Genomic DNA, 19,575 nt, shown 5'->3' with positions numbered 1-19,575 from the left:
CCCTGACGCGGCACAGCCTAATCCGCGCAGGTGGCCGGGGGACAGGACGTCCCGCTGGACGGGATGCGACGATCGTCCGGCGGAGACCGGGAGCAACCGGGCGGCTCGTGATTGAGTGGGCCGCATGAACCCGCAGACGACCTCCCACCGACCGTCCGATCGAACGCTGCGGGTCGGCCTGATCGGCTACGGCCTGGCCGGCTCCGCCTTCCACGCCCCGCTCATCGCCACCACGCCGGGGCTGCGGCTGGACGCCGTGGTCACCGCCAACCCCGAGCGCCGCGAGCAGCTGCGCCGCGAGCACCCCGACGCCCGCGCCGTGGACACCCCCGAGCAGCTGCTCGCCGACCCGGACGCGCTGGACCTGGTCGTCATCGCCTCCCCCAACCGCACCCACGCCCCGCTCGCCCGCGCCGCCCTGCGGGCGGGCCTGGCCACCGTGGTGGACAAGCCGCTGGCCGCCACCGCCGCCCAGGCGCTGGAGCTGTGCCGGCTCGCGGAGGCCCGGGGCGTCCTGCTCTCGGTCTTCCAGAACCGGCGCTGGGACGGCGACTTCCTCACCGCGAGCCGGCTGGTGCGCGGTGGCGCGCTCGGCCGGGTGCACCGCTTCGAGTCCCGCTTCGAGCGCTTCCGTCCCAAGCCCAAGCCGGGCTGGCGCGAGCTGGCCGATCCGGCCGAGGTCGGCGGCACCCTGTACGACCTGGGCAGCCACCTGGTCGACCAGGCGCTGACGCTGTTCGGGCCGGTCGAGACGGTGTACGCGGAGATCGACGTGCGCCGCGACGGCGCGGTGGTGGACGACGACGCCTTCCTCGCCCTCACCCACGCCTGCGGCACCCGCTCGCACCTGTGGACCAGCGCCATCACCCCCCTGATCGGCCCCCGGCTGCGGGTGCTCGGCGACACCGCCGGGTACGTCAAGCACGGCATGGACCCCCAGGAGGCCGACCTCCGGGCGGGCCACCGCCCCGACGGCAGCCACCCGTGGGGCGCCGACCGGCCCGAGCAGTACGGCACCCTGGGCAGCGACGAGTCCCCGATCTCGCTGCCCACCGATCCGGGCGACTACCCCGCCTTCTACGCCGGCGTCGTCGCCGCCCTGACCGTCCCCGGCACCCCGCCCCCGGTCGACCCGCGCGACGCGGTGGCCACCCTCACCGTCCTGGAGGCCGCCCGCGCCTCCGCGGCGACGGGGACGACGGTCCGGCTGGACTGACAGGAAGCCACACGACATCCCGGGCGGCGGCCCTGGCGGAGGAGGTCGAGCGCAGCGGAGCCGCCGCCATCACACCCCGATGACCTCCACCGCCGAGCCCAGCCCCCGGAAGTCCGCCACGTTGCGGGTGTACAGCGGCAGCCCGTGGGCGGAGGCGACGGCGGCGATCATCAGGTCGATCCGACGCGGGCGCGGCTGCCGTCCGGCGGCGATGGTGAGGGTGACCAGCGTCCCGTAGCGGGCGGCGGCGGCCGCGTCGAAGGGCAGCGGGTCGAAGTCGGCCATCGCCGCGCCCAGCACCTCCAGCCGGGCCGCCCGGCTGACCGGGTCCCGCGCCATCGAGACGCCCTGCTGCAGCTCGGCGAAGGTGATCGCGGTCAGCTCCGGCACGGCCGGCAGGTCGGCGGGGTTCAGCAGCGCCAGGTCGATGTAGACGCAGGTGTCCAGCACCCCGGCCGGCCGCCGCCGGGGCGCCCTGCGGCGCTCAGCCACGCCGCCGCTCGAACGGGTCGTCGCCCTCGTCCCCCACCAGCTCCTCGGGCCCGAAGTACTCCTCGGCCTCCTTGCGCAGCTGCTGGTAGTCCACCCGCGGCAGCTTCACGTGCCGCGCCACCAGCTCCTCCGCCGTGAGCCGTCGCCGACCGGACACCGGCCGCAGCTCCGCGACCTCGACCCCGTTCCTGGTGATGTGGAAGGTCTCCCCCGCCTCCACCGCGTCCATCACCGCGGCGGAGTTGTTCCGGAACTCCCGCTGGGTAATCGTCTTCATCCATCCAAGGTAGCCCCGCGTAGCACCGCCGGCTACACCTCGCGCAGCACGGCGGGAACCCGGCGGGCCGTAGGATCGTCCTGCTGAACGTCAGGAGCCGGGAACACGCCGAAGGGGGGCACGCCGTGGGTGTCGTCGCGATGCTGCTGGGCCTGCTCCGGGTGCTGACCGGACAGCTGGTGACCGACGGCGGCGCACTGGCCTCGGTCGCCGCCGTGGCGGCCATGGTCCTGGTGGCCGGAGCGGTCACGGGGGCGTTGGCCGGGACGCGGCTGTTGGGGGCGCGGGCGCCGGCGGCGGTGCGCAGCGGGGTGCTGCGACGTCGGGCGTTCCGTACGGCGTTCCTTCCGCAGCGTGATCCGGACGCCCGGGGCAGGCGACGCCCCAGGGCGCCGGGGGCGGCCCTGGCGGCCGCGTAGATCCGCAGTTCCTCCGTACGGCTCCCCGTACGTTTCCGTACGGCTCCCGTACGTCTTTCGCGGCCGTCCTCCGCCGATCACTCATGTCCTGAGACCCCGGAGGGCTCGCTTCACCATGTCCGCTCTGTCTGTTCTCGACCCGGCCGTCACCGTCGCCCACGCCGTGGTCTCCGCCATCGCCCACGTCCTGCCGACCGCGCTGGCGATCGTCCTGTTCGTCCTCGCCGTACGGCTCTGCCTGCACCCGCTGGCGCGGGCGGCGGCGCGCGGGGAGAAGGCCCGTTCGAAGCTCGCGCCGAAGGTCGCCGAGCTGAACAAGAAGCACAAGAACAACCCGGAGAAGGCGCGCGAGGCGCTCGCGGAGCTGTACCGGAAGGAGCAGGTCTCGCCGTTCGCGGGCTGTCTGCCGATGCTGGTCCAGATCCCGTTCTTCTCGGTGATGTACCGGCTCTTCACCACGCCGAACGACCTGCTGGACCACACCCTGTTCGGGGTGCCGCTGGGCCTGCACGTCGGGAGCGCGCACGGCGCCGGGCAGTTCGCGGTGTTCGGCCTGCTGTACGCCGGGCTGGCGGCGGTCGGGTACGCCAACTACCGCCGGGCCCGGCGTGCGGCGGCCACGCAGACCACCCCGCAGCCGGGGGCGTCGGTGCTGCCGTACCTGTCCTTCGTCTCGGTGCTGTTCGCGATGCTGGTGCCGGTGGCGGCCGCGCTCTACCTGCTGACCACGAGCGTGTGGTCGGCCTCCGAGCGGGCCTGGCTGTACCGGGGCGGGGCACCGGTCCCGGCGACCGCGCTCGTGGTCTAGGCCGCAGGCTCGGGAGTCCGGAGCCCAGCGGCTCAGAAGTGGCGCAGCAGCTCCGGGAAGGCCGTGAGCTGCAGCGTCGCCTCGTCCGGTCCGAGCTCCTCGTGCTCCAGCACCCAGGTGTGCTCGTGCGGGATGAACACGGTGCGCAGCCCGGCCCGGCGGGCGGGGGCGATGTCGGACTTGGGCGAGTTGCCGATCATCCAGATCCGCTCCGGGTCGAGGCCCAGCTCGGCGGTGAGCTGCCGGTAGGTGTCCACCGACTTCTCGGCCACGATGTGGATGCCGCGGAAGTGGTGGTCGATGGTGGAGGCCGCCACCTTGGCCCGCTGCTCGTCCTGGTCGCCCTTCGTGAGCAGCAGCAGGTGGTGCCGCCCGGCGAGGGCGGTCAGGGTGTCGGCGACGCCCGGGATCAGCTCGATCGCGCCGCGGTCGGTGAGCGGGGTGAGCAGCTCGTCGATCCGGGCCAGCTCGGTGGCGGTGGGGGTGCGGTCGGCGTTGAGGCGCTGCAGGCAGTCGGCGAGGCTCTGCCGGAAGACGGCGGCGCCGTAGCCGAGGGCGGCGGCGTTGGCGGCCTCGATCCGGTCGAGCAGGGCCCGAGTGGCCTCCCGCTCGGCCGGGGCGCAGACCCAGTCCAGGAAGCCGTCGATGACTCGCTCGAAGAGGACGTTGTTCTCCCAGAGGGTGTCGTCGGCGTCGAAGACGAGGGTCTGGTCGGTGTGCATCGGATTCCTTCGGACAGGCGGGCAGGGTTGAGGAGAAGGTTGAGGAGAGGAGGGGGTTCAGGAGAAGGGGGTTCAGGCGAGCAGGCGGGCGGCCCGGTCGAGGGTCTCGCGGAAGTTCTCCTCGGTGGTCCGCCGCTTGGCCTCCTCGATGCCCAACCACTCCAGCGGGGAGGCCGGATTCTCCGGCCGGGCCTCGTCCGGGGTGTCGGTGGCGAGCAGGAAGCGCAGGTCGGCGTGCTCGTGGGCGGGCTCGACCGGCGAGGCCGGGACGGGCACCACGGCGAGGTGGACGAGGGCCGCGTCCGGCCAGGGGGCGAGGTCGGCCAGGCCGGTCTCCTCCAGGCCCTCGCGCAGCGCGATGTCCAGCGGCAGGCTCTCCCCCGGGTCGCCGTGGCCGCCGACCTGCAGCCAGGCCTGCTGGCGGACGTGCCAGCGCAGCAGGACCCGGCGGGTCGGCGGGTGGACGATCAGCGCGGAGGCGGTGAAGTGCAGCGGGGTGCCGCGGTCCCACGCGTCGGGAGCGCCCACCCGGGCGCGGACCCGGGCGAGGTCGGCGGTCTCCACCGGGCCCTGTGGCCGGTGGTCGTCCAGGAGTCGGGCCAGGTCGGGGCTGTGCGGCGCGGCGCCCGTGGTCGCCATGATTCTGCTCTCCTCGTTCCGCCCCGGCGCCGCGTCGAACCGCGTCAACCGGCTTGCGGGAGCGGGCGATCGGGCCCGGGTGCTCCGGTTCCGGTGAACCCGCGAAGCCTAGCCCGGGGGTCTTCGGTCGGCCCAGCGTTTTTCCGCCGCTCACCGGCTCGTCACCGCCTCCTCCACTGCCCTTTCCACCTCTTCGGCACCGTCCTCTCCGCGCTCCCGTTCACCGCCGAACGGGCTGGTCACAGCAGTGCTCCGGAGGCCGTAGCCTGTGGTGATCGTTTCGGGACAGGTGGAGGGATGTCGTCATGGTGGCTGCTCCGGCGCTCGCCGAGTTGCGCGAGGTGTGCCAGCCGCAGGCCAAGCTGCAGAGCCGCAACGGTGAGCACTGGGCGGGCCGGCTGTACATGCGGGCCGTCTCGCTGCGCACCACCCGGCAGCTGGTGCGGACCTCGGTCTCGCCGAACACCCTGACCTGGGTGATGGTGGTGTGCGGGGTCGGCGGCGGCGCGGCCCTGCTGATCCCGGGCCTGACCGGCGCGGTGCTGGCGGCGGTGCTGTTCCAGCTGTTCCTGCTGTTCGACTGCGTGGACGGCGAAGTGGCGCGCTGGAAGCGCCAGTTCAGCATGGCCGGGGTGTACGTGGACCGGCTCGGCGCCTACCTGGCGGACGCCGCGCTGATGATCGGCGCCGGTGTCCGGGCGGCGCGCGGCGGCTCGGAGCTGTGGGTGTCGGCGGGCCTGGCGGCCGCGCTGGGCGTGGTCCTGCTGAAGGCCTCGACGGACCTGGTGGACGTGGCCCGCGCCCGCAGCGGTCAGCCGCCGGCGGACGAGGAGTCCACCCAGCCGCGCTCCCAGGGCATCGCGACGGCCCGTCGGTTCGCCTCGATCTTCAAGATCCACCGGGTGACGAACGGCATCGAGGCCTCCCTGGTGCTGCTGGCGGCGGCCGCGGTGGACGCCGGGCTCGGCAACCTGGACGCGACCCGGGCGACGCTCGCCGGGATCACGGTGATCACCTGGGGGATGGTGGTGGCGCACCTGGCGTCGATCCTGTCCTCCTCCCGGCTGCGCTGACCCCGTACGGCGGCTGCCCCTCGTACAACCACCGGCCTCCGTACGGCCTCTGGCGCCCGTGAGGGCCCCCGTACGACCGCCGGCCCCGCACCGCCGACGGGCTGAGACGTCACTCCCCCACCCGGGGGAGGCTGCCGGTCCAAGCCCGTCGGCGGGCGGACGCGGCGGGGGCGGTCCCGGCGGGAGGGTGGACGCATGACAACGCCCCCGCCCACCACCGCCGTCCCCGCCCCGCCCCGTTGGGCCGTCCGAGCCGCGCACGTCGCCGCGGTCACCGCCCTGCCGGCCGGGCTGTGGCGGCTGGGGCTGGTCGCGGGCTGGCACGGCGGCTACACCGACGCCGGCTACCACGCGGTGGGCTTCACCGGCTGGGACGCGGTGTGGCCGGTCACCCTGAGCGTGCTCACCGAGGCGCTGGCCCTGCTCACCCTCGGCCTGGTCCGGCCGTGGGGCACGGTGCCGCCGCGCTGGATCCCGTTCCTCGGCGGGCGCCCGGTCAACCCGCGCGCCGTCGTCGTCGCGGCCTCGCTGGGCGCCGCCGGACTGGTGCTGCTCTGGACTCCCTTCCTCGCCTGGTGGGCGATGCCGCACCCGAACATGACCCCGCTCGGGCACCTGCTGGTCGGCTTCCTCTACCTGCCAGCGGTCGCCTGGGGGCCGCTGCTGGCGGCGGTCACCGTCTCGTACCACCGCCGGCACCGCCCGGCCGACGCCGGGTCCTAGACCACTTCGGCCGCCTCGTTGCGGGCGAGTGCGGCGAGGACGGTGTCGAGCAGGCCGGGGAAGCGCCGTTCCAGGTCGACCGTGCGCAGGGCGGAGAACCGGCGGTTGGCCTCCTCGCGCTGGGTGATCACGCCGGACTCCCGCAGCACCTTGAAGTGGTGGCTGAGGGTGGACGGCGCGACGTCCACCGGGAAGGTGCCACAGGCCCGTTCCGGTTCGGTGCGCAGCACGCGGACGATGGTCATCCGGGTGGGGTCGGAGAGCGCGTGCAGGACGTCGTACAGGTCGATCTCCTCGGTCGCGGGGTGCGCGAGCGCCGGTCGGCGGCGGGTGCTGCGGGGCATGGACGACCTCCCTGATCTGCGATGTTCGACAACCATCAAAACAGCGTGGTACCAATGGCTCACGGCAATTTCGTCTTTCGTCGAACATCGTAGTCGAGGGGGCACGACCATGCGCGCACTGGTGATGACCGCACCCGGTGGAGCCGAGAACTCCGAGGTCCGGCAGCTGGAGGCACCGCACCCCGGCCCCGGCCAGGTGGCGGTCGACGTCGCGTGGGCCGGACTGAACTTCGTGGACGTGATGGCCCGCCGCGGCGACGGCGGCTACACCGCCGAGTGGCCGTACCTGCCGGGCAAGGAGGTGGCCGGTACGGTCCGGGAACTCGGCGAGGGCGTCACCGGACTGGCCGTGGGCGACCGGGTGGTGGCCGCGCCGGTCGGCGGCGGGCTGGCCGAGGTCGTCGTCGCGGAGGCCGTCCTGACCGTCCCGGTCCCGGACGGGCTGGCGCTCAGCGCCGCCGCGGCCGCCCCGCTGGGCCTCGCCACCGCCGTCCTGCTGCTGACCGACGCGGGCCGGCTGACCGCCGGGGACAACGTCCTGGTCCACTCGGCCGGCGGCGGCATCGGCAGCGCGATCGCCCAGCTGGTCCCGCTGCTCGGCGGCGGGGGCACGCTGATCGGCACGGTCGGCCGCCCGGAGAAGGCCGCGGCCGCGGCCGAGCTGGGCTACGACCACGCCTTCGCCCGCGACGAGAAGCTCGCCGACGCCGTCCGCGCCGCGACCGACGGCCGGGGCGTCGACCTGGTGCTCGACCCGCTGGGCACCGCCGCGCTGGAGCTCGACCTGGACGTCACCGCACCCGGCGGCCGGATCGTCCTGTTCGGCAACGCCGGCGGCGGCACCGTCAGCGACCTGCCCCCGCTCGGGCGCCTGATGGGCGGCAACCTCTCCATCACCGGCTTCAGCCACCGCGCCTTCGCCGCCACCGCCCCCGAGCACCTCGCCCGCGCCATCCGCACCACCCTCGACCTGCAGGCGAACAGCGGCCTGAGCATCCCGCTCACCGAACTGCCCGGCCTGGAGGCCGTCCCGGCCGCGCACGACGCGATGCAGGAGGGGCGGGCGACCGGCAAGTACGTGGTGCGCGTGGCGGATTGAGCGGGCTGCCCGCACCGGAAGTCGGCCGGATCGACTTCCCGTACGGGGCGGTCGGTGGGCTCAGACGGTGAAGGTCGCCCCCGGGTCGGCGTACTCGACCGGCCCGGCGAAGTGGGCCGCGGCGCGGGTGACCGCCCGCTCGGGGGTCACGGCCCGGCCGACGTGGGTGACGACCAGGCGGCGCGCGGCGGCCGCGGTGGCGGTCGCGCCGGCCTGTTCGGGGGTGTGGTGCGCCGGGTCGTCGCCCTCCGCCTCGCAGAGCAACAGGTCGCAGTCCGCGGCCAGTTCGGTGAGCGCGGTGCACGGCGCGGTGTCGCCGGAGTAGACCAGGGAGCGGCCGCCGGCCTCCACCCGGAGCGCGAAGGCCGGCATGCCGTGCTCCACCGCCCGGCTGGTCAGCGCCATCGCGCCGACCGCCACCCGGTGCCCGTCGGACAACTCCGTGACGGCGAAGGCGGATTCGACCGGACTGCGCTGCGCCGAGTTGGTCAGGAAGTCCGCCAGCCGGTCGGCGGTGCCGGGCGGGCCGTAGAGCGGGATCGGCGCCGCGAGCCGGATGTCGGCGTACAGGGCGCCGTAGTAGGCGGTGAGCAGGTCGGCGCAGTGGTCGGCGTGCAGGTGCGAGATCCAGATCGCGTCCAGCTCGTCCAGCCTCACGTGCCGCTGGAGCGGCCCGAGGGTGCCGGTGCCGGCGTCCACCCACACCCGGGTGGCCCCGCCGGAGACCAGGTAGCCGGAGCAGGGATTGTCGGCACTCGGGTAGGGCGTGGCGCTTCCCAGCACGGTGAGCCGGAGCCGGTCGTCGGACATCGGGCGAGCCTAGCCGTCGGGCGGCCTCGGTGACGAGCCCGTCGAAGGAGCGCCGGCGGCGGCAGGCGGCGGGATCGGCGGTGTCCACGGCGAGTTGGCGAAGGCGCGGGCTCGCCGGACGGCGCCCTCTCACGACGGCGGCCGGATCGTCCGGGGCATAGTCCGGGCCCGCCCGGTGTTCGGAGCCGGCATGACCAAGATTCTGGTGATCGGCGCAAACGGCAGTGTGGGCACGCATGTTGTGGCCGCACTGGCCGAAGGCGGGCACGAGGTGCGGGCGTTGGTGCGGGACGCCGCCAAGGCCGCGCTGCCCGCGGGGGTGGAGGCCGTGCGGGGTGATCTGGCGGCGCCGGAGAGCCTGGTGGGCGCCCTGAGCGGCGGGGTGGAGAGCGTCTACCTGATGTGGCCCGGGATTCCGGTGCAACCGCGGGTGGTGGAGCTGATCGCCCAGCACGCCGAGCGGGTCGTGTACCTGTCGACGGATGTGGCCGACCTCGCGGACGACGAGCCGGCGGTGATCTTCCACCAGGAGATCGAGCGGCTGATCCGCCGATCCGGCCTCGGCTGGACCTTCGTGCGGGCGATCGACTTCGCGGGCAACATGCTCGGCTGGGCCGGCCAGGTGCGGCAGGGCGTCGTCCGCTGGCCGTACGGCGAGGCGCGCCGCTCGCTGATCCACGAGCGGGACATCGCGGACGTGGCGGTGGCGGCGCTCACCGAGGACGGGCACGACGGCGGCAAGTACGTGGTCACCGGGCCCGAGTCGATCTCCCACGCCGAGCTGGCGCGGATCATCGGCGAGGAGACCGGCACCGAGGTGCGGTGGGAGGAACTCGCGCCCGAGGCGGCCCGCGAGCAGCTGACGGCGGCGTGGGGGAACGCGGCATTCGTGGACTCCCGGCTGCGGGCGTGGGAGGCGTTCACCCGCGAGCCGGAGCGGGTGACGGACACCGTGCGGCAGGTGCTCGGGCGCCCGGCGCGCAGCTTCCGCTCGTGGGTGCGGGACCACGCGGAGGACTTCCGCTGGCCGCCCGCCCGGCTCGGGGCCCGTCGCACGCCACGGGCCCCGACCTAGGCGAGGCGGCGAACGGAGGCGTCCCCCATTCACTGCCGGCCACCGCCCGTCCGGCGGCCGTCACTCCGCGCGCCCTAAACGGTCAGGTGGCGGGCGAAGAAGCGGCGGATCGTGCGGCGGACCTCCGGGACGGAGACGGCGGGCGGGACGCTGCCGATCACCGCATTCCGGCGCTCCGCCGTGATCAGCCCGGCCGCCTGGAGCTGGGGCAGCACGGCCGCGAAGTCGGTGAACACCCAGTGGTCGGCGTCGGCGACGAGCGCGCGGCGGACCGTACGGCCGGCGCGGGCGAGCAGGGCCGACCAGGAGCGGTCCATTTCCCGCCGGTGAGTGAACTCCGTACTGCCGACCAGCAGCAGCGGGCGGTCGACGCCCTGGGCGGCGACCGGGAGCAGCTCGCCGGACGGGGAGTCGAGGTAGCCCTCCAGGTTGATCCCGGCGCGGATCCGCCGGTCCTCGTGCAGCACCTCCGACACTGCGGTGGCGCCCGCCGAGTGCCCGTAGACGCCGAGGCGGCGCAGGTCGAGGGTGGCGGCGAGTCCGGGTGGCAGCGGAAGGTCGGCGGCGTGGCGCAGGCGCTCGAGGACGAAGTGGAGGTCGGCGATCCGGGCGTCGATCATGGTGCGGAAGACGTCCGGCTGGTCGCGCGGGTCGCCGCGCAGGACGGTCGTCCGCACCTGATCGCGCCGGAAAGGCGTGGTGCCGGGGAACTCGACCGCAAGGGCGTCGCCGGGGTGGTCGACCGAGACGACGACAGCGCCGTGGCTCACCAACTCCTCGGCCAGGGTGGTCCCGAGGCCGCGCGGGTCGCCACCGCCGGGGCTGTGCACCAGCACCGGACGGCGGCCCGGCAGCGGCGCGGCATCCTCGCAGGAATGGGAGAGGGTGCCGGCCCAGTCCACGCCGGGGCCGGGGAGTTGGAGCGGGGTCTGCGGGAGGATCTGCCCGAAGGCGTCCGCGGCCTGTGGGGGCAGCTGCGGGGCCGGAGCGCGGCCGGCGACGGAGCACGCCGGGTAGTAGACGGTCAACATCAGTTCGCGGAACGGGGTTTCGGACGCCCACGGGTCACGGCGGGAGGTGTCGACGAGGTAGCACGAGTGGCGCCCGACGGGGTGGCGGCCGGTCGGGGCGGGCAGGGCGGGGACCAGGCCCCCCAGCGCCGCCCGGGCTCGGCCGGCGTCGAGCAGCAGGGCGGCGGAGGCAAGCAGGGCGGACTTTGCGACGGTGCGCCGGCTCAGGTGGCGGTTCATACCGCGCATGCTGTCCGGCCGGGGCCACTGCGGGCGATCGTTTAGCTTGGAGGCTCAAGGATGGCGCGCGCGTTGAGCGCCGGGCAGGGGGCGTAGTGATCCGGATCCACCTCACGCCGGACGACTTCGCCCGGGTCCGCCTCGCGGCCCGGCCCGCCCCGCTCCAGGAGCTGCACGCGGCGCTGGCGACGATGGGCGTCCCGGACGGCAACCTGCTGCACGCGTCCTGGCGGCGCCGGGCGCTGCGGGCGCTGCCGGACGCGGCCCGCCCGCTCGCGGACCTCGTGCCGGCCGGGCGGGCGCCGGGCTTCCTGGACACGACGGCGGACACGCTGCCGGATGCGCTGGACCAAGTAGCCTCGTGGCCGGTCGAGTTGGTGGGTGCCGAGCTGGAACGCGGCTACGCGCCCGTACGAGCGCCCGCCCCGGCGTGGCTCCAGGGCCTGCACCGGGGCGAGCCCGAGGCGTGGCGACTGGTCCGGCAGGCGCAGAAGGCGACGTTCGGGGCGCTGCTCGGCCCGGTCTGGGCGCAGGTGCAGGACCTGCACCACGCGGAGTTCGTGCGCCGGGCCGTGCAGCTGGCCGAGGGCGGGGTGGGCGTGCTGCTCGCGGGGCTACTGCCGGGCGGCCGACTGGCGGACGGCGGGGTGTGGGAACTGCCGGGCCGCGCACGGGAGATCCGGGTCGGCGGCCGCGGGCTGCTGCTCCTGCCCAGCTTCCACTGGTTCGGTGAACCGCTGCTGTCCGACCTGCCGGACCGCCCGGTCACGGTCACCTACCCGGCCGGGTCCGGCTTCCCGCCGCTGCCCGACGGCGGCGCCGGTCCGGAGGCTCTGGCGAAGGTGATCGGCGGCACCCGCGCGGAGTTGCTGCGCCTGCTGGCAGAGGAGCACACCACCACCGAGCTGGCCCGGCGGCTGCACGTCAGCGCCGCGACAGCGTCGGCGCACACGGCGGCCCTGCGCGGCGCCGGGCTGATCACCACCTCCCGCGCCGGAAAGGCGGTGCTGCACCGGCGCACGGCGCTGGGCAGCCTGCTGCTGGGCACGGACGGCAACTGAGCACGCGGCCGGCGCTACTCGGCGGCCTCCAGCAGGATGCGCAGGAGGCCGTCGGGCGCTTCGGCCACGATGTCGTGGCCGTGTGGGAGGGCGCGCACCCGCCAGGACGGGTCCTGGCCGAGCCGCTCGTAGAACGGGGCGAGCGGGGTGCCCTCGAACCCGGACGCGTAGACGCGGTGGCGGCGCTTGACGCCGTCCTCGCCGGTCAGCCTGATCCGCTGCGGCATCGCGGCGAGCGGATGCGACGTGATGCCGGGCGAGGTCAGGATCGGCGGCGGGACCATGGAGTCGCCGTCCTCCCCCAGGTGTGCCGGGCTCCCGATTCCCCGGAGGCCCGGCACTGCTGGTGGTCAGCCCCGGAGGACCGCCAGTTCGATCTCCCGGTGCGTCTCGTCGCCCGGCACCGGCACCGAGACGCCGGAGTGCTTGAAGCCGGCCCGCAGGTACATCGCCTGGGCGCGGGCGTTGTCCTCGTGGACGAACAGCCGCACCCGCTCGATGCGGGGCTCGGTGAGCGACCACGACCAGTCCTGGGCGACCTGGATCAGCTCGTGCGCCAGGCCGGTGCCGCGCGCCTCGGGGCGGACGTAGAAGCCGACGAGGTGGGTCTGCGGGACCTCGATGACGTCGCCGCCGAGGGCCCCCTTCCCGCCGGGCTGCTCCACCAGCACGGTGATGGTGCCGAGCCAGCGGCCGTCCTCGGCCTCCGCGACGAGCTGCCGCACGGTGTCGCCCTCGGCCGCGCCGGTGGTGCGGGTCTGCCAGAACTCGTCGGGCTGGGCGGCGGCGTTCTCGTAGGTGTCGAGGAAGGCGATGTCGGCGACCGGGTCCTGCAGGGCGTCCAGCCGGATCGCCTTGACCCGCGCCCATTCCTCGGTCCGTACGCGTCTGATGATGGTGATCACCGCACGATGATCACCAGTGCCGACGGCCCTGACAACCCCTTTGTACGGCCGTCGACATGTGCGCTTCCTCTCCCCGGACGTGCCACCGGCGTCCGGGCGTTCCTCGCCGCCTACCGGTGAGGTGCCGTACGCGCAGGAAGTCGGCCGGGCCGACGGCTCGCGGGGGACGACGAGGAGACGGAAGCGACTGCCGAGGTAATCACCGCCTTGCTGCTGCTTGCAGGAGTAGGACTCGCGCAGCCCGTCAGTGCTGCAGCAGTGGTCACGAGCAGACATGCTGCGGTGAGGCGACGCACCGGTGTCCTTCGATCCGTTGATATGGCGACGCGCGACTGCACCGGGCGGCGGAGAGACGGTTGAAGGTCAGGAGTCCGAGCATCGGTGGTGGCCGGCGTCCCGGTTGCGCTTGTACTCGCGGATGAGGGCGAGGAGGTTGATCAGGGTGCTGGACGGGATGTTGCCGAGGCTGACGAGCGGGCGACCCTGGAGGTTGGTCTCACCCGGGTTCGCAGAGGGCCAGAGAAGGCCGAACTCGCGGCCTTCGGTGCGGAGTTCGACGATGAGTTCGGTGAGTTGACGGGCGGTGAGGTGGAACAGGGCCGGGTCGGCGGGATGGATGGGGTGGTGAGCGCTCACGCGACACCGTCCAGCTCCAGCTCGAACCAGATGGTTTTGCCGAGCTTCTGGGGGTCGACGCCCCAGCGATGGGTGAGGCCTTCGACGAGCTGGAGGCCCCGGCCGGACTCGGCGAGCGCGGAGGGGCGGCACTGCTCCGGGAGCTTCGGGCTGCGGTCGGAGACGCTGACGCGGAGGGTCCTGGAGAGGAAGAGGATGAGGACGACGGGCGACGTCGTCTCCGCGTGACGCCAGGCGTTGACGATAAGTTCGACCATGGCGAGTTCGGCGTCCGCGATGGAGGAGGGCGGCCAGCCCGCGCGGGTCATGCCGTCGCGGAGGGCGTCGCGGGAGAGGGTGAGGGAGGGGGAGTTGAGGTTGCGCACAGGGGTCTCCCGGCAGGAAGGAAGGGATGAGCCGAGCGGGCTGTCGCCGTGAGCAAGTCCGGGCATGGGTGCTCTGCGGTGCGAGGCAGCGTTACTGACGCCCGCATCGGTGATCGGTGCATCACCGACTGTAGGGCATCGGTGGTACATGTCTGGGTACTTATACCCCGCCTCTTCACTCGATCGATGGATTGCTGGACCCTTCAAGGGATGGCGATGGATGCTTGGGGGCATGCCACCACGAACTACCCCGTCAGCCAGGCAGGAACGAGTAGGCACCGAGCTGCGGAAGATGCGCGACAGCGCCGGCCGCACGACTGCCGAAGCCGCCGCGCTGTTCGGGTTCGCCCGAACGAAGATCACTCAGATCGAGAAGGGGCAGTACCCGATCAGCGCCGAGCGGGTACGCCTGCTCGCTTGCGACTACGAGGAGAGCGATCACGCCTTCGTAGAGGCACTCGCGGCCATGGCCGAGGAACGCCACAGGGGTTGGTGGGAGGAGTACCGAGGCTCCGTACCGGTCGGCTTCCTGGACATTGCGGAGGTCGAGTACTTCTCCAGGGGAATGCGCACCTATCAGATCTCGCATGTCCCGGGTGCCATGCAGACCGAGGAGTACGGACGATCCATCTTCGGGGATCTCTACCCGCCGCTCTCGCCACGGCTCCTGGAAGCCCGTGTAGAGCATCGAGTGCAGCGTTCGGCCTTCTTGATGCGGGAAGACGGTGAACCGTACTCGGCGTTGGTCCATGAGGCTGCCCTGCGAATGCTGTTCGGAGGTCGTGATGCCGCAAAACGACAGATGGACAAGCTGCTTGAGTACTCGGAGCTGCCTCACGTGACTCTTCGAGTGATCACCTTCAGCACCAATGGCTTTATGGGTGCAGGGCAAGGCATCGTCTATGCGAACGGCCCGGTGCCCCGCCTGGACACCGTCCAGCTCGATGCGGTCGGCGGCCCCGCGTTCCTTCACGAGCAACGGCAGATGGAGAACTACCGTCACATCATCGACAAGATGACTGAGCGAGCCCTCACCGAGAGCCAATCTCGCGATGCCATCAGGCTCATCAAGAAAGAGATCTAGCGCCATGGAAGCACTTCACTGGAAGCGGCCGGAAGCTTGCCCCGATGGCTCAAGCTGCCCGGAGGTGGCCATAGGACCCGACTCCGTCTACGTCCGCAGCAGCCTTCTGCCCGACGCCATCGCCCAACTCACCACCGACGAATGGCGCGACCTCGTCTCCGCCATCCGTGCCGGGGAGTTCGACGTCTGATCCGAATGTAAGCGGGCGGGCCGTTCCTCGAACGGCCCGCCCCACTCTCACGCCGCCTTCGCCGTCGCCCGCACCCCGAAGTGCACGTACCGACTGCCATCGGCCAACGCGTAGAACACCACCGGCATCCACGCGTCCTTCTCGTTCCTCCGCCCGGCGAACACCGTCTTCGTCGGCTCGTGCGACACCGCCGTCAGCTGCCACACCAGCGGGTCGAACGTCCCCGCGAGCCCGTCCGCCCCTTCATAGGTGAGGCGCAGCGAGCCCTCCCCCTCGGCAATCGTCATCAGGAAGCCCTCGCGCTTGTACCTCCCGAGGAACTCCCCGACCTCCACCACCGGCGGATCAGCCGACGGCTCGAACCCCGGCATCGTCACCCCCGCGAACTCGGCCGACAGCTCACGGCACAGCGCCTCGAACACCTTGGGCGCCGCTCCGCCGCCATTGGTCAGCAGCACCACCGCGACGCCCTTCTCCGGCATCGCCCGCAGGTACGCCAGCTGCCCGAACGTGCTCCCGTCGTGGCCGAACCCGCGTACGCCGTCCCACTCGAACAGCCCCCAGCCCAGCCCCCAGTGCGCCCCGAGGAACCACTGGTCCGGCATCTCGACCTCACGGTTCAGCATCGCCTCGACCACCGCCGCCGGCAGCACCCGCGTCCCGTCCGGCGCCGCGCCGCCGTCCACGAACAGCCGCGCGAACCGGGCGACATCGGCCGCCGTCGCGCAGATCCCGCCGTACGGCCCGGCCGAGCGCGGCAGCATGTTCCACAGCGGTGTGGGCACGGGCTCCTCGCCCGGGTCGCCCATGTGTCCCATCGCCGCCCGGAAGCGCAGCACGTCCTCCGGCAGGGTCATGGTGTGCTCCAGCCCGAGCGGGCCGACCAGCAACTCCTTGAGCGCCTCGTCCCAGGTCCCACCCGTCACCACCTCGACCATTCGGCCGAGGACGTTGTACGCGGTGCTGGAGTACGACACCGTCGCGCCGGGCGGGTTGGTCAGTCCGACGTTCCGCGCGCCCTCGATGTATCGGGCCAGGCAGTCGTCGCCTCGACCCGTGTCGTTGACGTAGTCGCCCTCGATTCCGCTGGTGTGGTTGAGCAGTTGGCGTGGCGTGACGGTGCGGCTGGCCTCGGCGTCGGCGACCGCGAACTCGGGCAGGACGTCCACCACCGGCGCGTCGAGGTCCAGCTTCCCGGCCTCCGCGAGCAGCACCACCATGGCGGCCGTGTAGCCCTTGCTGACCGAGCCGATCTGGAACACGGAGTCCGTGGTGACGGCGACGCCGGTGCCGGTGTGCAGGATGCCGGAGGCCAGTTCGTGGATCTCGCCGTCGGCGAGTACGGCCAGGGCCGCGCCGGGGATCCGGTGCTCGGCGAGCAGCTCGTCGAGCCGGGCCTGCCAGTGGGCGGCGTCGAAGGCCGGCGCCTCCTCGGCCACACCCAGCGCGCGGTTGACGGTGCGGGTGACGTCCCGTTCCGTCCGCTCCAGAAGTTCGGCCACCTCCCGATCGACGACCTTGGACACTTCGCGGCGCAGGCTTTCCGACATGTGCTCTCCCTCGTGATCACGACGGTTCGGTGCGTCAGCGGTGAACCGGGCGCGCTTCCGACACCGCAGGACCGACCGTCAACTCCCCTGTAGATCACGACACTAAGCGCGACCGCGCCCTTTTTCAAACAACGTTCGAAACCCTGCGGCCTCCACCGGGCCCCACCCGACACACCGTCCGACCCCGCACATAGGCTGGCGATCAAGCGAGGAAGCAAGGAGCGGAACTGTGCGGATCGAGCGCCACCAGGTCGACGAATCAGCCGTCTCGGCGGCCCGCGAAGGCTTCGCCGACCGGATCGGAGGCCAGGTCCACTCCTACTCGCGGGCCGGCCTGATGACCGCCACCGAATGGCGGCTGATCTGCGACGAGTTCCTCGACTACCTCGGCGCCCTCTCCCTCTCAGCCCCTGCCCTCGACACCCCCGAGGCCAAGGCCGTCCTCAAGGACGCCACCGAGGCCGCCGCCGGCGCCATCGCGTTCGCCGCGTACTACCCGCACTGCCCCTTCCACGTCTTCCTCGACTACCCGAACTTCGGGATGAGCTACGACCCCGAGGACGCCGACGACACCGCCCGCCCGAGCATCGTCCTCCCGCAGCGCTGGCTCGACGCACTCTGCCTCGCGATCCTCTCCGACAAGGTCGCCCGGCACGGCGAGGCCTTCTTCCACACCTGGCGGGACATGCCCAGCGGCGCGGGCTACCCCGCGGCCGAACTCGTCGACGGCTTCATGGCCCACCTCTTCGGCGACACCCGCGACCACGACGCCCCCCACCCCGCGACCGCCGAACAGAAGCTCGCCGCCATCGACGCCGCGCTCGCCCGGATCGAGGACCGGGACAGCGAAGCCACCCTCGCCCTCCACACCCTGCGCGCCGTGGCCGCCGAGGACCGCGCAGCCTTCGACTCCGGCCTGACCGCCCTCCTCCAGGCCCGTCCCCTCGCCCCCACCGCCCGGCCGAGCAGCCTCCTCCCCCTGCTCCCCCTCGCGCTCGCCGCACTCGCCCACCGGGCCCACGGTTGGACACCCGCCGTCGACACCGACTACCTCCCTCACGCCCTCGTCACCAACTTCGAGCCCCCCAGCCGCCCCACGGCGACCTGGCCCGCCCGCGTCGACCGCCCGACCCCGGCGCTCCCCCTCCACCCCGGCAGCGAGGCCCTGTTCGAGAGCTCCGTCCAGGAAGCGGTCAACCCCGCCCCCGACGACCCCCACGCCGTCGCCCACCTCGCCGACGCCCTGTCCCGGCAAACGCTCCTCTTCCAGGTCCGCGCCTCCCAGACCCCCGACGTCACCGACACCCAGCTCGCCGACCTCCACCGCGCCTCGCAGATCGGCGCAGCCCTCTTCCGGATCGCCCTCGCCGAACCGGGCACCAGCGTCGAGGTGGTCATCGACGGCCGTACGGTCGCCTTCCCCGCGACCCGGGACGACAGCACCCACCCCGGCCGCTGGCACTCGGCCCTCAACTTCGCCCTGATCACCGGCGTCCGCGAGGACCTCGCCCCGCTCGTCCTCGCCGGACCGACCGGCTCCGCCGCCGACCGCTCGGTCTACGCCGCGTACCGCGTCGCCCTGCACGACTACTTCCGGGCCGTCGACCCCGCTCCCGCCACCGAGAAGGCCCTGTACGAAGCCGAACTCGCCAAGGGGTCGGGCTTCCCCGAGCCGCCGGTCGCCCTGCTCGCCCAGCTGGTGGACGGCGACCAGGACGGCTTCAACCTCGCCCTGCTCGAAGCCCTGGAAGCCCACCGCGACCACTACTCCGTCGCCGACCGCCCCACCGATCCCGACGCCGCGATCAACCTCGACGTCCTGGCTCTCGCCTGCCACGCGCGCCGCCGCGGCTGGGCGGTCAACGTCGAGTCCCCGTACCTCCCGCCGCGCCTGCTCCGGGCGGCCGAACGCGGCTGAGGCGGGCCCCGCACCTGCGGTTCGTCGCATGGGTCTTGAGCTGCTAATATTCTTCTTGTCGCGAGGGAGAGTGATTCCTCGTCAGGCGTCAGCGGTGCTACCAGAGCACGCCCTACTTTCAGTAGGGAGAGTCCGTGCAACCCGGGCCTGGCGCTCCACAGTCGGACGGGGTCCGGTACCTACTCAGGTACCGGACCCCGTTCGCGTTGCGGCCGGGGGAAGGAAGCGGCATGCCGCACGACGCGGGCGACACCCACACCATCGACGTCCCCCAGTCGGATGTGGTGCGGACCGACTGAACCCCACCCCGCCCGAAAGCCGCTACCGGGCAAGGGCCCTGCTCGGCCAGCATGGTGGCCATGACGAGCGAGACGGGTCCTGAAGCGCTGGGCCTCTGTGTGGTGGCCAACGTCGCACGGGAGACCGGCCACGGCGACGGCGGAACGGAGATCCGCACCGGGCTGCGGCACTTCGCCCCCGTGGCCAAGGTGTGGGTCGGCCCCCTACGGTGGGACAACGGCAGCCCGAGCGTGCCCGTCGTCGGCAGGCACCAGGGCAACAGCCGCCGCTACGTCTCGATCGTCGTCCCGCGTCGGCACCTGGAGAACTTCCGGGTCCGCACCGTCTGCAGTCCCGCCCTGCTGAAGGCGCTCGGCGGCGGACCGCTCTGGGAGGCGGAGCGCGCGGAGAGCTACGTACGGTGCTGGGACACGCCGAGGCTGGAGACGCAGATCGAGGTCGGGGGTGAGGACTACACCCGCTGGGCTCCGCCGGTGACCGATCCTCCGCCGATGGAGCTGGAGTTCGAGGGCGCGACGTACCACCTGGCCCACTTCAACGCCAACCGCGCCCGCTACTCGCCGCTGCCACCGCCCGCGGAACCCTCTCCGCCGCCGATCGGGCCGGCCGACGCCTGAAA

General features: G+C 72.9%; 24 protein-coding genes. 12 read left to right on the top strand and 12 right to left on the bottom strand.

Going from position 1 to position 19,575, the window contains the following annotated elements:
- Positions 1 to 124 precede the first annotated feature (124 nt).
- Positions 125 to 1,216, top strand: a complete 1,092-nt coding sequence (locus ACFVWU_RS01715; protein ID WP_387614017.1) for a Gfo/Idh/MocA family oxidoreductase — start codon at positions 125 to 127, stop codon at positions 1,214 to 1,216.
- A gap of 69 nt (positions 1,217 to 1,285) precedes the next feature.
- On the opposite strand, the gene ACFVWU_RS01710 is transcribed toward ACFVWU_RS01715, so the two are convergent.
- Together ACFVWU_RS01710 and ACFVWU_RS01705 are read right to left on the bottom strand one after the other, a co-directional pair.
- Positions 1,286 to 1,708 (bottom strand): type II toxin-antitoxin system VapC family toxin, encoded by a 423-nt coding sequence (locus ACFVWU_RS01710; protein ID WP_387614014.1) that lies wholly within the window; start codon positions 1,706 to 1,708, stop codon positions 1,286 to 1,288.
- Entirely contained in the window at positions 1,701 to 1,985 is a 285-nt protein-coding gene (locus ACFVWU_RS01705) for a type II toxin-antitoxin system Phd/YefM family antitoxin (protein ID WP_380611409.1), read from the bottom strand. The genes ACFVWU_RS01710 and ACFVWU_RS01705 overlap by 8 nt, the downstream gene beginning before the upstream one ends.
- Positions 1,986 to 2,110: 125 nt before the next feature.
- Between ACFVWU_RS01705 and ACFVWU_RS01700 the strand changes: the two genes are divergently transcribed.
- Positions 2,111 to 2,404: a DUF6412 domain-containing protein gene (locus ACFVWU_RS01700; protein WP_387614011.1), complete on the top strand. Its 294-nt coding sequence runs from the start codon at positions 2,111 to 2,113 to the stop codon at positions 2,402 to 2,404.
- 115 nt (positions 2,405 to 2,519) lie between these two features.
- A complete protein-coding gene (locus ACFVWU_RS01695) occupies positions 2,520 to 3,212 on the top strand; it encodes a YidC/Oxa1 family membrane protein insertase (protein WP_387614008.1) in 693 nt (230 codons plus the stop codon).
- A gap of 32 nt (positions 3,213 to 3,244) precedes the next feature.
- On the opposite strand, the gene ACFVWU_RS01690 is transcribed toward ACFVWU_RS01695, so the two are convergent.
- Both ACFVWU_RS01690 and ACFVWU_RS01685 read right to left on the bottom strand, forming a co-directional pair.
- Positions 3,245 to 3,934 carry an HAD family hydrolase gene (locus tag ACFVWU_RS01690; protein WP_387614005.1) on the bottom strand — a complete coding sequence of 230 codons (690 nt, stop codon included), beginning with the start codon at positions 3,932 to 3,934 and terminating at the stop codon, positions 3,245 to 3,247.
- 72 nt (positions 3,935 to 4,006) lie between these two features.
- A complete protein-coding gene (locus ACFVWU_RS01685; protein WP_387614003.1) occupies positions 4,007 to 4,573 on the bottom strand; it encodes an NUDIX hydrolase in 567 nt (188 codons plus the stop codon).
- Between the two features lie 305 nt (positions 4,574 to 4,878).
- On the opposite strand from ACFVWU_RS01685, the gene ACFVWU_RS01680 reads away from it, so the two are divergent.
- Positions 4,879 to 5,646: a CDP-alcohol phosphatidyltransferase family protein gene (locus ACFVWU_RS01680; RefSeq protein ID WP_387614000.1), complete on the top strand. Its 768-nt coding sequence runs from the start codon at positions 4,879 to 4,881 to the stop codon at positions 5,644 to 5,646.
- Positions 5,647 to 5,841: 195 nt separating this feature from the next.
- Complete coding sequence (locus tag ACFVWU_RS01675; RefSeq protein WP_387613998.1) at positions 5,842 to 6,369, top strand: hypothetical protein; 528 nt, start codon at positions 5,842 to 5,844, stop codon at positions 6,367 to 6,369.
- On the opposite strand, the gene ACFVWU_RS01670 is transcribed toward ACFVWU_RS01675, so the two are convergent.
- Positions 6,366 to 6,713, bottom strand: a complete 348-nt coding sequence (locus tag ACFVWU_RS01670; protein WP_387613995.1) for an ArsR/SmtB family transcription factor — start codon at positions 6,711 to 6,713, stop codon at positions 6,366 to 6,368. The two genes, ACFVWU_RS01675 and ACFVWU_RS01670, sit on opposite strands and share 4 nt — an antisense overlap.
- 109 nt (positions 6,714 to 6,822) lie before the next feature.
- Here ACFVWU_RS01670 and ACFVWU_RS01665 point away from each other — a divergent pair, with 109 nt between their 5' ends.
- Positions 6,823 to 7,812 carry a zinc-binding alcohol dehydrogenase family protein gene (locus ACFVWU_RS01665; RefSeq protein WP_387613992.1) on the top strand — a complete coding sequence of 330 codons (990 nt, stop codon included), beginning with the start codon at positions 6,823 to 6,825 and terminating at the stop codon, positions 7,810 to 7,812.
- A gap of 60 nt (positions 7,813 to 7,872) precedes the next feature.
- On the opposite strand, the gene ACFVWU_RS01660 is transcribed toward ACFVWU_RS01665, so the two are convergent.
- On the bottom strand, positions 7,873 to 8,622 hold the full coding sequence (locus ACFVWU_RS01660) for an MBL fold metallo-hydrolase (RefSeq protein WP_387613989.1): 750 nt from the start codon (positions 8,620 to 8,622) through the stop codon (positions 7,873 to 7,875).
- Between the two features lie 190 nt (positions 8,623 to 8,812).
- On the opposite strand from ACFVWU_RS01660, the gene ACFVWU_RS01655 reads away from it, so the two are divergent.
- Positions 8,813 to 9,697: an NmrA family NAD(P)-binding protein gene (locus ACFVWU_RS01655; protein WP_387613987.1), complete on the top strand. Its 885-nt coding sequence runs from the start codon at positions 8,813 to 8,815 to the stop codon at positions 9,695 to 9,697.
- A 74-nt stretch (positions 9,698 to 9,771) separates the two neighbouring features.
- Here the strand turns inward: ACFVWU_RS01655 and ACFVWU_RS01650 are convergent, their stop codons facing one another.
- A complete protein-coding gene (locus ACFVWU_RS01650) occupies positions 9,772 to 10,947 on the bottom strand; it encodes an alpha/beta hydrolase (protein WP_387613984.1) in 1,176 nt (391 codons plus the stop codon).
- A gap of 95 nt (positions 10,948 to 11,042) precedes the next feature.
- Here ACFVWU_RS01650 and ACFVWU_RS01645 point away from each other — a divergent pair, with 95 nt between their 5' ends.
- Complete coding sequence (locus ACFVWU_RS01645) at positions 11,043 to 12,008, top strand: helix-turn-helix domain-containing protein (protein ID WP_387613981.1); 966 nt, start codon at positions 11,043 to 11,045, stop codon at positions 12,006 to 12,008.
- Between the two features lie 14 nt (positions 12,009 to 12,022).
- Here ACFVWU_RS01645 and ACFVWU_RS01640 read toward each other — a convergent pair whose 3' ends face one another.
- The 4 genes from ACFVWU_RS01640 to ACFVWU_RS01625 all read right to left on the bottom strand — a co-directional run bounded on the left by ACFVWU_RS01640 (position 12,023) and on the right by ACFVWU_RS01625 (position 13,914).
- Positions 12,023 to 12,292 carry a hypothetical protein gene (locus tag ACFVWU_RS01640; RefSeq protein ID WP_387613978.1) on the bottom strand — a complete coding sequence of 90 codons (270 nt, stop codon included), beginning with the start codon at positions 12,290 to 12,292 and terminating at the stop codon, positions 12,023 to 12,025.
- A gap of 66 nt (positions 12,293 to 12,358) precedes the next feature.
- Positions 12,359 to 12,913 carry a GNAT family N-acetyltransferase gene (locus tag ACFVWU_RS01635; RefSeq protein WP_387613976.1) on the bottom strand — a complete coding sequence of 185 codons (555 nt, stop codon included), beginning with the start codon at positions 12,911 to 12,913 and terminating at the stop codon, positions 12,359 to 12,361.
- Positions 12,914 to 13,276: 363 nt separating this feature from the next.
- Positions 13,277 to 13,549 carry a hypothetical protein gene (locus ACFVWU_RS01630; RefSeq protein WP_387613973.1) on the bottom strand — a complete coding sequence of 91 codons (273 nt, stop codon included), beginning with the start codon at positions 13,547 to 13,549 and terminating at the stop codon, positions 13,277 to 13,279.
- Positions 13,546 to 13,914, bottom strand: a complete 369-nt coding sequence (locus tag ACFVWU_RS01625; RefSeq protein ID WP_387613970.1) for an ATP-binding protein — start codon at positions 13,912 to 13,914, stop codon at positions 13,546 to 13,548. Before ACFVWU_RS01625 ends, ACFVWU_RS01630 begins: the two co-directional genes overlap by 4 nt.
- A gap of 220 nt (positions 13,915 to 14,134) precedes the next feature.
- Here ACFVWU_RS01625 and ACFVWU_RS01620 point away from each other — a divergent pair, with 220 nt between their 5' ends.
- Both ACFVWU_RS01620 and ACFVWU_RS01615 read left to right on the top strand, forming a co-directional pair.
- Positions 14,135 to 14,998, top strand: a complete 864-nt coding sequence (locus tag ACFVWU_RS01620; protein ID WP_387613968.1) for a helix-turn-helix domain-containing protein — start codon at positions 14,135 to 14,137, stop codon at positions 14,996 to 14,998.
- Positions 14,967 to 15,188 (top strand): DUF397 domain-containing protein, encoded by a 222-nt coding sequence (locus ACFVWU_RS01615; RefSeq protein WP_387613966.1) that lies wholly within the window; start codon positions 14,967 to 14,969, stop codon positions 15,186 to 15,188. The genes ACFVWU_RS01620 and ACFVWU_RS01615 overlap by 32 nt, the downstream gene beginning before the upstream one ends.
- 47 nt (positions 15,189 to 15,235) lie before the next feature.
- Here the strand turns inward: ACFVWU_RS01615 and ACFVWU_RS01610 are convergent, their stop codons facing one another.
- Entirely contained in the window at positions 15,236 to 16,738 is a 1,503-nt protein-coding gene (locus tag ACFVWU_RS01610; protein ID WP_387613963.1) for a serine hydrolase domain-containing protein, read from the bottom strand.
- Between the two features lie 229 nt (positions 16,739 to 16,967).
- On the opposite strand from ACFVWU_RS01610, the gene ACFVWU_RS01605 reads away from it, so the two are divergent.
- Together ACFVWU_RS01605 and ACFVWU_RS01600 are read left to right on the top strand one after the other, a co-directional pair.
- Positions 16,968 to 18,656 (top strand): Imm49 family immunity protein, encoded by a 1,689-nt coding sequence (locus ACFVWU_RS01605; RefSeq protein ID WP_387613961.1) that lies wholly within the window; start codon positions 16,968 to 16,970, stop codon positions 18,654 to 18,656.
- 359 nt (positions 18,657 to 19,015) lie between these two features.
- On the top strand, positions 19,016 to 19,573 hold the full coding sequence (locus ACFVWU_RS01600) for a hypothetical protein (protein ID WP_387613959.1): 558 nt from the start codon (positions 19,016 to 19,018) through the stop codon (positions 19,571 to 19,573).
- The last annotated feature ends 2 nt before the right edge of the window (positions 19,574 to 19,575 follow it).

It is taken from the genome of Kitasatospora sp. NPDC058190, assembly GCF_042883685.1.
Taxonomy (GTDB): Bacteria; Actinomycetota; Actinomycetes; order Streptomycetales; family Streptomycetaceae; genus Kitasatospora.
Note: the sequence above shows the minus strand (reverse complement) of the source record. Positions and strands in the feature narration are given on the sequence as shown.